At 61.1% G+C, this 14,312-nt stretch carries 11 protein-coding genes and 1 pseudogene; 7 read left to right on the forward strand and 5 right to left on the reverse strand.

Annotation, left to right across the window (positions count from 1 at the left end; translation table 11 throughout):
- Positions 1 to 174 precede the first annotated feature (174 nt).
- Positions 175 to 543 (forward strand): DUF427 domain-containing protein, encoded by a 369-nt coding sequence (locus AB1J88_RS04180; protein WP_108183037.1) that lies wholly within the window; start codon positions 175 to 177, stop codon positions 541 to 543.
- A gap of 148 nt (positions 544 to 691) precedes the next feature.
- On the opposite strand, the gene AB1J88_RS04185 is transcribed toward AB1J88_RS04180, so the two are convergent.
- Positions 692 to 2,314 (reverse strand): MFS transporter, encoded by a 1,623-nt coding sequence (locus AB1J88_RS04185; protein WP_047293563.1) that lies wholly within the window; start codon positions 2,312 to 2,314, stop codon positions 692 to 694.
- Positions 2,315 to 2,467: 153 nt separating this feature from the next.
- Entirely contained in the window at positions 2,468 to 4,114 is a 1,647-nt protein-coding gene (locus AB1J88_RS04190) for a GMC family oxidoreductase (protein WP_430290304.1), read from the reverse strand.
- 133 nt (positions 4,115 to 4,247) lie between these two features.
- Between AB1J88_RS04190 and AB1J88_RS04195 the strand changes: the two genes are divergently transcribed.
- The 4 genes from AB1J88_RS04195 to hcnC all read left to right on the forward strand — a co-directional run bounded on the left by AB1J88_RS04195 (position 4,248) and on the right by hcnC (position 8,361).
- A complete protein-coding gene (locus tag AB1J88_RS04195) occupies positions 4,248 to 5,138 on the forward strand; it encodes a LysR family transcriptional regulator (protein ID WP_041073375.1) in 891 nt (296 codons plus the stop codon).
- A 250-nt stretch (positions 5,139 to 5,388) separates the two neighbouring features.
- Complete coding sequence (locus AB1J88_RS04200; RefSeq protein ID WP_041073555.1) at positions 5,389 to 5,703, forward strand: (2Fe-2S)-binding protein; 315 nt, start codon at positions 5,389 to 5,391, stop codon at positions 5,701 to 5,703.
- Complete coding sequence (gene hcnB / locus AB1J88_RS04205; protein ID WP_086792647.1) at positions 5,700 to 7,109, forward strand: cyanide-forming glycine dehydrogenase subunit HcnB; 1,410 nt, start codon at positions 5,700 to 5,702, stop codon at positions 7,107 to 7,109. Before AB1J88_RS04200 ends, hcnB begins: the two co-directional genes overlap by 4 nt.
- Positions 7,102 to 8,361, forward strand: a complete 1,260-nt coding sequence (gene hcnC, locus AB1J88_RS04210) for a cyanide-forming glycine dehydrogenase subunit HcnC (RefSeq protein ID WP_430290305.1) — start codon at positions 7,102 to 7,104, stop codon at positions 8,359 to 8,361. The genes hcnB and hcnC overlap by 8 nt, the downstream gene beginning before the upstream one ends.
- Before the next feature lie 193 nt (positions 8,362 to 8,554).
- Here hcnC and AB1J88_RS04215 read toward each other — a convergent pair whose 3' ends face one another.
- Positions 8,555 to 10,363, reverse strand: coding sequence for a monovalent cation:proton antiporter-2 (CPA2) family protein (locus AB1J88_RS04215; RefSeq protein WP_041073369.1), 1,809 nt, complete (start codon positions 10,361 to 10,363; stop codon positions 8,555 to 8,557).
- A 239-nt stretch (positions 10,364 to 10,602) separates the two neighbouring features.
- Here AB1J88_RS04215 and AB1J88_RS04220 point away from each other — a divergent pair, with 239 nt between their 5' ends.
- On the forward strand, positions 10,603 to 11,517 hold the full coding sequence (locus AB1J88_RS04220; protein ID WP_108183033.1) for a LysR family transcriptional regulator: 915 nt from the start codon (positions 10,603 to 10,605) through the stop codon (positions 11,515 to 11,517).
- Here the strand turns inward: AB1J88_RS04220 and AB1J88_RS04225 are convergent.
- Positions 11,507 to 12,274, reverse strand: a pseudogene (locus AB1J88_RS04225) (substrate-binding domain-containing protein). The gene AB1J88_RS04220 and the pseudogene AB1J88_RS04225 sit on opposite strands and share 11 nt — an antisense overlap.
- Positions 12,275 to 12,285: 11 nt before the next feature.
- Entirely contained in the window at positions 12,286 to 13,578 is a 1,293-nt protein-coding gene (locus AB1J88_RS04230; protein WP_041073363.1) for an MFS transporter, read from the reverse strand.
- A gap of 425 nt (positions 13,579 to 14,003) precedes the next feature.
- On the opposite strand from AB1J88_RS04230, the gene AB1J88_RS04235 reads away from it, so the two are divergent.
- Positions 14,004 to 14,312, forward strand: a complete 309-nt coding sequence (locus AB1J88_RS04235; protein WP_027613230.1) for an RcnB family protein — start codon at positions 14,004 to 14,006, stop codon at positions 14,310 to 14,312.

Below are 14,312 nucleotides of genomic sequence, written 5' to 3' on the forward strand. Positions count from 1 at the left end.
TTGTCGAATCGTCGCACCGTCCCGCTCGGCGGCGAAACCGTCGCAAACTCGGAAATCGCGTTATACCTGACACACGCGATTCCTGGATTTAGGGCTGCTACGCAGCCCAGCGGGACGGTGCGACGATTCGACAAGCTCCCTCGCCACAGTTCATTTGTCCCTGGAGAACCCCCCATGAGCACCACCGGCCTCAACCCCGTCATTACCCTCGAAGAGCTTCCCGGTTGCCTGCTGGTGAAATTCCACGGCATCCAGGTCGCGGCGTCCTCGCATGTGCTGGTCCTCCATGAGGCCAATTACCCGCCGGTGTACTACGTGCCCCGCGAGGACATCGATGAAAAATACTTCGCCCGCACCGACCACACCAGTTATTGCCCGTACAAGGGCGACGCCAATTACTTCAGCTTGCAAATACCGGGGCATGAGGCGGCGAATGCGGTGTGGACGTATGAGAAACCGAAAATCTCGGTCGAGCAGATCAAGGACTATGTGGCGTTTTATCCGGATCAGGTGAAGTTCGAGGTGATCACGGCGGATGCTTAGTTCCTGGAAGAAGAGATTCAATTGTGGCGAGGGGATTTATCCCCGATGGACTAGGTAGTAGTCCCATTTTTCACGGGGGGCGCTACGCACCCCATCGGGGATAAATCCCCTCGCCACAGGTTTTTTACCAAAGGATCATGTTTCAGATTCAGTTCTTATCGAGATCGATATTCTTCGTCTCACGCAGACAAATCATCCCCACCACCAGGCTCACCCCGGTAATCAGCACCGGGTACCACAGCCCATAGAAAATATCCCCGGTGTACACCACCAGCGCGAACGACACGGTCGGCAGGAAACCGCCGAACCAGCCGTTGCCGATGTGATACGGCAGGGACATCGAGGTGTAGCGGATGCGCGTCGGAAACAGCTCGACCATCAGCGCGGCCAGCGGACCGTAGCACATGGCCGAGATGATGATCAGCGCGACGATCAGTGCCACGATCATCGGTTTGTTGATCTGCTGCAGGTCGGCCTGTTGCGGGTAACCGGCGAGGGTGACGGCGCCGCGCAGGGCCGACTCGTCATAGCCGTCGATCTTCACGTCGCCGATGCTCACCTGCACGCCGCTGCCGGCCGGCGCTGCGGCGCTGGTATAGGGCAGGCCTTGCTTGACCAGGAAGGTCTTGACCTTGTCGCACGGGCTGTCGAATTTGGCCTTGCCCACCGGGTCGAACTGAAAGGTGCAGGTTGCTGGGTCCGCCAGCACGGTGATCGGCGCCTGACGGCTGGCCTGATCGATTGCCGGATTGGCGTAGTGGGCGAGGGATTTGAAAATCGGAAAGTACAGCGCCGTCGCCAGCAGCAAACCGAGCATCAACACCGGTTTGCGTCCGACCTTGTCCGACAGCCAGCCGAAAATGATGAAGAACGGCGCACCGATCACCACGCTGATGATCAGCAGGCTGTTGGCAACGGCCGGATCCATTTTCAGAAACTGGGTGAGGAAAAACAGCACGTAGAACTGCGCGGCGTAAAAGGTCACCGCTTGCCCGGCGTTGATGCTGAACAGCGCGATCAGCACGACCTTGAGGTTCTCCCATTGGCCGAAGGATTCGCGGATCGGCGCCTTCGACGCTTTGCCTTGCTCTTTCATTTTCAGGTAGGCCGGCGACTCGTGCAGGCTCAGGCGGATCCAGGTGGAAATGCCCAGCAGCACGATCGACAGCAGAAACGGAATGCGCCAGCCCCAGACTTCAAACTGGTCACCGGTGAAGTACCGGCAACCAAGCACCACCAGCAGCGACAGCAGCAGGCCGAGGGTCGCGGTGGATTGAATCCAGCTGGTGTGGAAACCGCGCTTGCCGATGGGCGCGTGTTCCGCCACGTAGGTCGCGGCGCCGCCGTACTCACCGCCCAGCGCCAGGCCCTGGAGCATGCGCAGCACCACCAGAATAATCGGCGCGGCGATGCCGATGCTGGCGTAGTTCGGCAGCAGACCGACGCAGAACGTGGCGATGCCCATCAGGACGATGGTCGCGAGGAAGGTGTATTTGCGCCCGATCATGTCCCCCAACCGACCGAACACCAGCGCCCCGAACGGCCGCACGATAAACCCGGCGGCGAAGGCCATCAGCGCGAAGATGAACGCGGTGGTGTCGTTGACGCCGGCGAAGAACTGTTTGCTGATCACCGCCGCCAGGGCGCCGTAGAGGAAGAAGTCATACCACTCGAACACCGTCCCCAGCGAAGAGGCGAAGATGACTTTCTGTGTGGCATTGCTGGTGCTGGCGCCGCTCGCGGCATCCAGCGGCTGAGCGTGTTCTGACATATCGGTATCCCTCACAGTGATTGTTTTTGTTGTTCCACTGGTGTTGCGCGCTGCCTTGAACGAATTACACGGTCCCCTGTAGGAGCTGCCGCAGGCTGCGATCTTTTGATCTTGTAAAAGCCATAGGCAAAAGATCGCAGCCTGCGGCAGCTCCTACAGGGTGTGGGCCAGTTCGGGAGTGGGTGTGCAGGTCCTGATCGGTGGGTTGAGGATCATCTGCGCCGCCTTCTCGGCAATCATCAGCGTAGGCGAACAGGTATTGCCCGAGGTGATGCGCGGCATGATCGAGGCGTCGGCGATGCGCAGGCCGGGTACGCCATGCACGCGCAGTTGCGCATCGACCACCGCGTCAGCGTCATTGCCCATGCGGCAGGTGCCGACCGGATGGAAAATCGTCGTGCCGATGCGCGCGGCCGCTTCGTGCAACTGCTCCTCGCTTTGCAGGTTGTCGCCGGGCAAATATTCCACCGGTTTGAACGCTTGCAGGGCCGGGGCGCTGACGATGCGGCGGGTGAGGCGGATCGCATCGGCGGCCACGCGCAAATCTTCCGGATGGCTGAGGTAGTTCGGTTGAATCAGCGGCGCGTCCTGAGGATTCGTCGAACGGATATCGATCCGCCCACGGCTCTGCGGACGCAGATCACAGACCGACGCGGTGAACGCCGGGAAACTGTGCAGCGGCTCGCCAAAGCGCTCCAGCGACAGCGGTTGCACGTGGTATTCAAGGTTTGCTGAAGTCTGCTCCGGCCCTGATCGGGCAAACGCGCCCAACTGACTCGGCGCCATCGACAGCGGCCCGCTGCGGTCATACAGATAACGCAGGCCCATGCCCATCTTGCCCCACAGGCTGCCGGCGATCTGATTCAACGTGCGGGCGTTTTGCAGTTTGTAGATCAGGCGCAATTGCAGGTGATCCTGCAGGTTGCCGCCAACCCCCGGCAGCTCATGAATCACGCCGATGCCGAGGTGTTCCAGCAACGGCCGCGGGCCGATTCCGGAGCGCTGCAGAATGCTCGGGGAACCGACGGCACCGGCGCAGAGGATGATTTCCTTGCGCGCCTTGAAGCATTTCACCTGACCTTCGTGACGCGCGCTGACCTTCGATGCGCGACCGTTTTCCAGCAGCACGCGATCCACTTCAACCCCGGTCAGCACCGTCAGATTGACCCGCTCGCGAACAGGTTTGAGAAAAGCCTTGGCCGCGTTCCAGCGCACCCCGGCCTTCTGGTTGACCTGAAAGTAGCCGCAACCCTCGTTGTCGCCCTGATTGAAATCATCGATGCTGGCGATGCCGCTCTGCTGCGCGGCGCTGCGAAACGCGTCGAGAATCGGCCATGACAACCGCTGTTGCTCAACCCGCCATTCACCCGTGGCACCGTGAAATTCAGCGGCGCCGGCAAAGTGGTTTTCGCTCTGTTTGAACAGTGGCAGCACGTCGTTCCAGGCCCAGCCCGGATTGCCCTCGGCCGCCCAGCCGTCATAGTCGCCGGCCTGGCCGCGCATGTAGATCATGCCGTTGATGGAGGAGCAGCCACCGAGCACTTTGCCGCGCGGGTAACTCAGGCTGCGACCCTGCAGGCCGGGTTGGGCTTCGGTCTTGAAGCACCAGTCGGTGCGTGGGTTGCCAATGCAGAACAGATAGCCGACCGGGATGTGAATCCACGCATAGTTGTCGCGTCCGCCGGCTTCGAGCAGCAACACCCGCTGCTGCTTGTCTGCCGACAATCGATTGGCCAGCAGGCAGCCGGCAGGTCCGGCACCGACCACGATGTAGTCGTATTCATCAAGGGAAGTCTGCATTCCCTGACCTCGCTTTTTGTTTTTATTGTCCGACACTCTAGTTGTTAGCTTTCGTTAAAAGAATGTTAGTTTTTACCCAGCCGCTGTGCGTTTTCGAACAGCCTGGCTTGACCCTGGCTGACAAGGACACCCCATGTTCGACTGGAACGACCTGCGGTTTTTTCTGGAGTTGCAACGCAGCGGCCGCCTGCTCACGGCCGCCCGACGCCTGAACACCACTCACGCCACCGTCGCCAGGCACATCGAGGCCATCGAAAGGAGCCTCGGCACCGCACTGTTCGTCCAGCATGCCCAAGGCTACGAAATGACCCCAGCGGGGGAGGCGCTGCTCAAGCACGCCGAAGCCATGGAAAACGTCGCGCTGCTGGCCCAGGAAGAAATCACCCAATCCACCGCGCCGCTGGGCAAGATCCGCGTCGGCGTCACGGAAGGGCTGGGTATCAAATTTCTCGCCAGCCGCATGATCGGCCTGTTCGAACGCTATCCCGGCCTGGAGGTGGAGCTGGTGGCCGTGCCGCGGTTCGTCAGCATCCTCAACCGCGAGGCGGAAATCAGCATCCACCTCGAACGCCCGGCTGCCGACATGCTGGTCACGCGCAAACTCACGGACTATCGGTTGGCGCTCTACGCCAGTCAGGCCTACCTCGACAAGGCACCGCCGCTACAGAGTCGCGAAGACCTCGCCCGGCATGCGTGGATCGGCTATGTGGATGATCTGCTGTTCAGCCAGGAACTGATGTTTCTCAACAGTTTCTGCCGCAGCCCGCGCGTTGTATTCCACAGCACCAGCGTGATCGCCCAGCAGGAGGCGGCGCGCTCGGGCCTGGGGATTGCTGTGTTGCCCTGCTATATGGCGGCGTCGGATCCGGATCTGCGGCTGTTGCTGCCGGAGGAGCGTATTGAGCGCAGTTACTGGATCAGCACCCGGCGCGAGCTGCACAAATCGGTGCGGCTGCGGGTGGTCTGGGATTATGTGGTGGGGCTGTGCGAGGCGGAGCAGGGGCTGCTCAGCGGTAAACACTGATACCTCAAGGGTTTTTCACCCGGCTCGAGATTTCACCGATCTGGATCAATATTTCCCCTTGAAATATCACCTAACTTAAAAGATCCAGGCCCTTGTTGCGGTATCGACTACAGTGCTCCGGTGCGCAATTTGCTGCGCTCATGGAGTAGCCCGGCAGCCCCCACCAATAACCACAACGGGTCGCCAGGCAGAGTGCAGCAAGGAGCTGACGTAGAACTCCCCCTGAAACTTTTCACGGATGAACATCGTAATGCACTGCCTCGAACGCACCTTTGATATCCAGCCGCTGACCCAGGCGGATATGACTGTCCACATCAACGGCCAACCGGTTAGCGCGGCCATCGGTGAAACGGTCCTCAGCGTTATCCAGTCCCTCGGTGTGCGCCAGGTCGCACGTAACGATCATGACCAGATCAGCGGCGCCTATTGCGGCATGGGCGTGTGCCAGTGCTGCCTGGTGAAAATCAACGGTCGGCACAAGCGCCGAGCCTGCCAGACGGTGGTGCGCGACGGTATGCGGATTGAAACCCAGGTCAACCGAATCAACGAGCAGGAGGTTGTATGAGCCTGCAACCGGTGATCGTCGGCGGTGGTCCGGCGGGGATGGCGGCGGCCATCGAACTGGCGCGCCATGGCGTGCGCTGTACCTTGCTCGAAGAGGCTTCGCGCCTCGGTGGGGTGGTCTATCGCGGGCCGTTGCGTGACGGCGTGCAACTGGATTACCTCGGGCCACGTTATTCCGAAGCCCTGAGCAAACTGCACGGTGACTTTCAGCAACAGGCCGGGCTGATTGACGTGCGCCTGAATCACCGCGTGGTCGGCGCCGAAGGCACCCGTGCCCTGGTGGTGCTGGATGGCGATGAGCAACTGCATGAGATCGATTATCCGCAATTGCTGCTGGCCGCCGGTTGTCACGAACGCAGCGTGCCGTTTCCCGGCTGGACCCTGCCGGGCGTGATCATGCTCGGCGGCCTGCAACTGCAAATCAAAAGTGGCGTGGTCAAGCCGCAGGGACCGGTGGTCATCGCCGGTACCGGGCCGTTGCTGCCGCTGGTGGCCACGCAGCTGCACGCGTCCGGCGTCAAGGTCGCGGGTGTGTACGAAGCCTGCGCCTTCGGCAAGATCGCCCGCGAAAGCCTGGCGTTGCTGAACAAGCCGCAGCTGTTCCTCGATGGTTTGAGCATGCTCGCTTACCTGAAACTGCACGGCATCCCGATGAACTACGGCTGGGGCGTGGTCGAAGCTCACGGCGACGGCGAGCTGAAAAGCGTCAGCGTGGCACCGTACTCGGCCGCCTGGGAGCCGGACCTGACACGCATCGAGCGCTTCGAAGCCCAGACCCTGGCGGTCGGTTACGGTTTTATCCCGCGCACCCAGCTCAGTCAGCAGATGGGCCTCGACCACGGTTTCAGCGACGACGGTTACCTGCGCGCCAATGCCAACAGCTGGCAACAAAGCAACGAGCCGCATGTGCACCTGGCCGGTGACATGGGCGGCATTCGCGGCGGTGAAGCGGCGATGCTCGCCGGCAGAATCGCTGCCACCTCGATCCTGCTGCAACGCGGGATTATCGAAGAGGATCTGGCTCGGGTACGCCGCGACCGTTACTTGGGCAAACTCAAATCCATCGTGCGCTTTCGTGCGGCTGTCGACCGCTACACCGAACGCGGTGTCGGCCAGACCGCTTTGCCGGCTGCTGATACGGTGATCTGCCGCTGTGAACATGCGACCCGCGCGGACATTGATCTGGCGCTGGAGCAAGGTGTGCAGGACATCGCCAGCCTGAAGATGCGCACCCGCGTCAGCATGGGCGATTGTCAGGGCCGGATGTGCGTCGGCTACTGCAGCGATCGCCTGCGCCAGGCAACCGGGCGCAAGGACGTCGGCTGGTTGCGCCCGCGTTTCCCGATCGATCCGATTCCTTTTTCCGCGTTCCAGTCCGGCGGCACGGAGGCCGTTTCCCATGAGTAAGTTCTATGACGTGATCATTGCCGGCGGCGGCGTGATCGGGGCGTCCTGCGCCTATCAATTGTCCAAGCGCGAGAACCTCAAAGTGGCGTTGATCGACGCCAAACGCCCGGGCAACGCAACCCGCGCTTCGGCCGGCGGCTTGTGGGCCATCGGCGAGTCGGTGGGACTGGGCTGCGGGGTGATTTTCTTCCGGATGATGTCGGCCAACCGCAAACGCGAAACCCAGGGCGCGGCCGTGGCGGTGGACGCCAGCACGCCGCATATCCTGCCGGAGTCGTTCTTCGATTTCGCCTTGCAATCCAACGCGCTGTACCCGGCGTTGCATCGCGAGCTGAAGGACAAGCACGGGATGGATTTCAAGTTTGAAAAGACCGGACTGAAGTTCGTCATTTATGACGACGAAGACCGGCTCTACGCCGAACACATTGTCAGCTGCATTCCGCATCTGGCCGATCAGGTGCGCTGGCTCGATCAGGCTGCATTGCGCGAAGCCGAGCCGAGCGTCAGCCATGAGGCTCGTGGGGCACTGGAATTTCTCTGCGACCACCAGGTCAGCCCGTTCCGTCTCGCCGATGCCTACATGGAAGGTGCGCGGCAGAATGGCGTCGACATCTTCGTCAATACCAATGTCACTGGCGTGTTGCACCACGGCAGCCGCGTGACCGGCGTGCAGACGGCCGAAGAGGGCGTGTTCCACTGCAAAACCCTGATCAACGCCGGCGGCGCCTGGGCGGCGGATTTGAGCGAATGGGCCACCGGTGTGCGGATCCCGGTGAAGCCGGTCAAGGGCCAGATCCTGCTGACCGAACGCATGCCGAAAATCCTCAACGGTTGTCTGACTACCAGCGACTGCTATGTGGCGCAGAAGGACAACGGCGAGATCCTGATCGGCAGCACCACCGAAGACAAAGGCTTCGACGTCACCACCACCTACCCGGAAATCGCCGGACTGGTGCAGGGCGCGGTGCGCTGCCTGCCGGAACTCAAGGACGTCAACCTCAAGCGCACCTGGGCCGGATTGCGTCCGGGCTCGCCGGATGAACTGCCGATTCTCGGGCCGATGCGTGGGGTGGAGGGGTATCTGAATGCCTGCGGACACTTCCGCACCGGCATCCTGACCTCGGCGATTACCGGGGTGCTGCTCGACAAACTGGTCAACCAGGAAGCGCTGCCGCTGGATATCACACCGTTCCTGGCAGATCGGTTTGAGGTGGCACCGGTCAAGCAAGAGCTGGAGTTAGAGCTGGCCTGATCCAATCCCCTGTAGGAGCTGCCGCAGGCTGCGATCTTTTGATTTTGATTTTGATTTTTAAGATCAAGATCAAAAGATCGCAGCCTGCGGCAGCTCCTACAGGGTTTTCGGTCGTTCACAAAACCTGTGGGAGCGGGCTTGCCCGCGAAGGCGTCAGTGCTGTCGGCCTGAAGTTTGGATCTGTGCAAGGAGGTCAGACCTTGCGCGCTTCCTCTTCCAACTGATCCGATTCGAACAGCCGCGCCAGCTCCGCGCGGGCTTCCTGAGCGGTCTGCAGGACTTTGGCTGCGTCGTCGTAAACGGCGTGCTGCGCCTCCAGCACCTGCTCGTCGTGGTGCTTGAAGCGCTTGATCCGCGCATCGGCCTGGGCCTGGGTCAAACCCAGCCCGACCAGGGTGCGGCGGCTCATTTCCAGGCTGGAGTAATAGGTCTCGCGAATCGGCTCGGCGCCGACATCCACCAAGCGGTGCACGTGCTGACGGTTACGTGCGCGGGCGATGATCTTCATGTGCGGATACAGCTTGCGCACGATCTCGGCGGTCTTGATGTTGGTTTCCGGATCGTCCGTGGCAATCACGAAGTATTCCGCCTCACCAACCTTTGCCGCATTGAGGATTTCCGGGCGCATCGGGTCGCCGTAGAACACCGGCACGCCGCCAAAACTGCGCGACAGTTCGATGGTTTCCACCGAGGTGTCCAGCGCTACGAACTTGATGTTCTGCGCCCGCAGAATCCGCGCCACGATCTGGCCCATCCGGCCCATGCCGGCGATCACCACGCGTGGTGCTTCGGTATCGATTTCGCGGAATTTCTCCGGTACTTCCACCGGCTGCACTTTCGGGCTGACCAGCCGCGCACAGATCAACAGCAGCAACGGCGTCAACGCCATCGACAGGGTGATAGTGAGCACCAGCAGGTCATACAGGCGCGGTTCGAACAGGCCCTGATCGCGCCCGATCTTGAACACCACAAAGGCAAATTCACCGCCGGCGGCGAGCACGATGCCCAAGCGAATCGCACTGACCTTGGTCAGCCCACCAGCCAGGCGCCCGACCACAAACAGCAGCGGCAACTTCAAGCCGATCAGCAACAGCGTCAGGCCCAGCACGGTGATCGGCGCACTCAGCAGCAGACTCAGGTTGGCGCCCATGCCGACGCTGATGAAAAACAGCCCGAGCAGCAAGCCCTTGAACGGCTCGATCTGCGCTTCCAGTTCATGCCGATATTCGGAGTCCGCCAGCAGCAGACCGGCGAGGAAAGCCCCGAGGGCCATCGACACGCCGACCAGATCCATCAGCCACGCCGTACCGATCACCACCAGCAATGCGGTGGCGGTAGACACTTCCGGCAGACCGGTTTTTGCCACCACGCGGAACACCGGACGCAACAGATAACGCCCACCGACCACCACCACGGCGATCCCGCCGAGTACTTGCAAACCGTGATTCAGGCTTTCCGCGTTGCTGGTGGCATGCGCGCTACCGGCGAGCATCGGCACCAGCGCGATCAACGGGATCGCGGCGATGTCCTGAAACAGCAGAATCGCAAACGCCAGCCGCCCATGCGGGCTGGTGAGTTCCTTGCGCTCGGCCAGGCTCTGCAGGCCGAATGCGGTGGACGACAGCGCCAGGCCAAGGCCGAGCACAATTGCACTGTTCAGCGGCTGACCGAACACATACAGCGCCAGCACGCCGATCACCGCCGCTGTCAGCAGCACCTGCGCCAGGCCCACGCCAAACACCGACTTGCGCATCACCCACAAGCGCCGCGGCGACAGTTCCAGGCCGATGATGAACAACAGCAGCACCACGCCTAGTTCGGAAATATGCGCGACGCTTTGCGGATTACCGATCAGACCGAGTACCGACGGGCCAATGATCACCCCCGCCAACAGATAACCGAGCACCGCGCCCAGTTGCAGACGTTTGGCCAAGGGCACGGTGAGCACTGCGGCGAACAGAAACACGACAGCGGCTTGTAACAGGTTGCCTTCATGGGGCATGGGTTGACTCCTGACAGCGGTACGGCGGGGGGTGACAAGGATAAAGGCTGAAACGATTCAAGATCCACCGAAGATCCCGTGCAGGAGCTGCCGAAGGCTGCGATCTGTTGATCTTGTTTTTGAAGATCAACAGATCGCAGCCTTCGGCAGCTCCTACAGTGAGCCAGTGTAAATCTGTAATAATTTGCATCAAATGGTTACATTGATAGCCTTCGCGAATCAGTCTTTCCGAGTCCGCCATGGCCATCAACTTCGATCTCAACGACCTGCAGGCTTTTCGCGCGGTCGTCGAACAGGGCAGCTTCCGCAAGGCCGCCGACACCGTGCGCCTGTCACAACCGGCCTTGAGCCGACGCATCGAAAAGCTCGAGGACGCCCTCGGCGTAAAACTGTTCGAACGCACCACGCGCAAAGTCAGCCTGACTCAGGCCGGGCGCGGCTTCATGCCCAGCGTCGAGCGTTTGCTGGATGATCTGGACGTGGCGTTGCTGGGCATCAGCGAAGTCGCTTCGACGCGAATGGGCCACGTCACCGTCGCCTGCGTGCCGTCGGCAGCCTACTACTTCATGCCGCGCGTGGTCGCCCGCTATCACCAGCAGTTTCCGCGGATCAAGGTCAAAGTCCTCGATTCCAGCGCCCACGACGTGCTCAGTGCGGTGGTCAATGGCGAGGCAGATTTCGGTCTGAGCTTCATCGGCACCCAGGATGCCAAAGTCGATTTTGAACCGCTTGTGCAGGAGTGCTACGTTGTCGCCTGTCGCCGTGATCATCCGTTGGCCGGGCGCAGCAGCGTGAGCTGGGACGAGTTCTATCAGCAGGATTACATCTCGCTGGACAAGACGTCCGGCAACCGGTTTCTGCTCGATCAGGCCTTGAGTCGTGTGGTGCCGCAACGCCAGAGCATCTGCGAGACGCGGCATGTGACGACGATGATTGGTCTGGTGGAAGCGGGGCTTGGTGTAGCGGCGGTGCCGCTGATGGCGATGCCCGGGCCGGATCATCCGATCCTGACCCGGGTGCCGCTGACCGATCCGCAAGTGATGCGCAGTGTCGGCATCATCAAACGCCGGGGTCGCACGTTGACCCCGGCAGCACTGGAGCTGGAACGGCTGGTGGTGGAAATGAAAGTCCAGCCGCCGACGATCAGCGCTTGACCGAATCCAGTCCGGTGGCCTGCACGTCAGCCTGGGCGGCAGGCGCGGCGAGGTAGTCGAGCAGGGCCTTGGCCTCTTTTGGATGCTGCGCACCGACCGGGATGCCGGCGGCAAAACGCGTCACCGACTGCACCGATTCAGGAATCTTGCCGACAAAACTCACTCCCGGCACCGGCAGCAATTCGCTGACCTGCTGGAAGCCCAGTTGGTAATCGCCGGTGGCAACCACCGAGCCGACCGGGACTTTCGGGACCATTTTCGCTTTCGGTTTCAACTGATCTTCTACGCCGAGTTTGTTGAACAACTCCTTCTCGATGTACACGCCGCTGGCACTGTCGGAGTAGGCCACCGATGTTGCGTCGAGCAGGGTTTTCTTCAGGCTTTCGACGCTGCTGATGTCCGGCTTCGGCGCGCCTTCACGCACTACCAGACCGATCCGCGAATCCGCCAGTTCGACCCGCGAGGCCGGGTCGACCTTGCCTTGTTTGATCAGATCATCAAGGGCATAGCCGACCATGATCACCACGTCGGCGTGTTCGCCACGGGCGAGGCGGTTGGGGATCGCTTCCGGCGCCTTGCCCATCGACGGGCCGAGCTGGGTGTCGAGGGTGTTGCCGGTGGCCGCCGCGAATTTCGGGCCGAGGATTTTGTAGGCCGCGGTGAAGCCGCCCTACGTCATCACGTTCAGCTGTTCAGCATGGGCCAGGGCGCTGAACGCGAAGAGGGCGATGGCGGTGAAATTGATCAGTTTTTTCAAGGTGTTGCTCCTTAGGCGGCAACCGGTTGCAGACGGCCGCCTGCGCGGCGATAGAGGTACAACGTGGCGCCCAACGCGCACAGTGCGCCGACGCTCATCCAGTAACCCGGCGCGGCCTTGTCGCCGGTGTACTGGATCAGGAAGGTCGACATCGCCGGGGTGAAACCACCGAAAATCGCGGTCGCCAGACTGTAGGCGAGGGAGAAGCCGGCCACCCGCACTTCCACCGGCATGATCTCGGTCAGCGCCGGAATCATCGCGCCGTTGTACATGCCGTAGATAAACGACAGCCACAACAGCGACAGCAACATGTGACTGAAGCTTGGCGCCTGCACCAGGTACGACAGCGCCGGGTAGGTGCTGGCCAGCGCCAGCAGCGACATCGCAATCAACACCGGACGCCGGCCGATGCGGTCGGACAACATGCCGCCAATCGGCAGCCAGAAGAAGTTCGACACGCCCACCAGCAAGGTCACCAGCAATGCATCGGAAGTGCTCAGGTGCAGCACGGTTTTGCCGAAGGTCGGCGCGTACACGGTGATCAGGTAGAACGCGGTGGTGGTCAACGCGACCATCAACATGCCACCGAGTACCACGCCCCAGTTCTGGCCGAGGGTGCGGAACACTTCCTTCATGCTCGGGCGGTGTTTGCGTGCGGCGAATTCTTCGGTTTCCGCCAGGTTACGGCGCAGCAGGAAGATGAACGGCACGATCAGGCAGCCGACGAAAAACGGAATCCGCCAGCCCCAATCGGCCACCACGCTCGGCGCCATCCACGCGTTCAGCGCATAGCCCAATGCTGCCGCGACGATGATCGCGACCTGCTGACTGGCTGACTGCCAAGCGGTGAAAAAGCCTTTGCGGCCCGGTGTGGCGATTTCCGACAAGTACACCGAAACACCGCCCAATTCCGCACCGGCGGAGAAGCCCTGCAACAGCCGTCCGACCAACACCAGCGCTGGCGCAAACAGACCAATGGTCTCGTATCCGGGCACCAGCACAATCAGGATCGTGCCGCTGGCCATGATCGACAGGGTGACGATCAACCCTTTGCGCCGACCGACGTCATCGATGTACGCACCCAGCACGATGGCGCCCAGCGGACGCATCAGAAAGCCTGCGCCGAATACGGCAAAGGTCATCATCAGGGAAGCGAACTCACTGCTCGCCGGGAAGAACACCGCCGCGATCTGCGTGGCGTAGAAGCCGAACAGAAAGAAGTCGAACTGTTCGAGGAAGTTGCCCGAGGTCACCCGGAAAATGGCGCCGGCCCGCGAGCCGCCGTGTGGGATTGAGGCTGTCATAGAAAAAATCTCCACCGCTTTTATGACGTGCGCGACGTGGAAGCGGCGCACGGTTGTTATTGCGGCGGATGGTCGCGCAGCTGTAACAGGATGTTAATTGCATTGTTGGCATGGATTGATGTGCAAAGCGGATCAATCCCCTGAAACACTCCTACTTGTGGGAGCGAGCCTGCTCGCGAAAGCGGTGTGTCAGGTCATTAAGAGGCTGAATGTGCCGACGCCATCGCTGGCAAGCCAGCTCCCACCGTTTTTGCGGTGTACCCGCTGTTCCTGCAACACCAAGAAAATCTGTGGGGGCTGGCTTGCCAGCGATAGCGGCCTCACAGACAACTACAATCCCCGTCCAGTCCCCGCAAAAAACAAGGAATGATTCCAGTCCTCCGCAGTCGGAGTTCAGGTATCACACATCTGAAGGAGGTTCACCGATGAACAGCAAAACCCTAATCGCCAGCCTGGCCCTCGTCGCCGGCATTGCCGGGATCAGCCCACTTGTTCAAGCGGCGCAAACCTCAAGCGAACCCACCGTCCAATCGCCGACCAGCGACCGTGAATTGAAGGTCAACGACCGCGCTCCAGACATATATCAGCGCAGCGACAAGGCATTGAAAAACTGGAAACAGAAAGGCTTGAAAGCACCGGTCGACCAGGCGCAGTGGGTGCAGATCAATGACAAGTACGTGATGGTCATGATCACCAACGGCACCATTGTCGAGATGCAGCCTGTCGAGCGCTAA

It is taken from the genome of Pseudomonas sp. S8, assembly GCF_050473925.1.
GTDB classification, from domain to species: Bacteria; Pseudomonadota; Gammaproteobacteria; order Pseudomonadales; family Pseudomonadaceae; genus Aquipseudomonas; species Aquipseudomonas parakoreensis.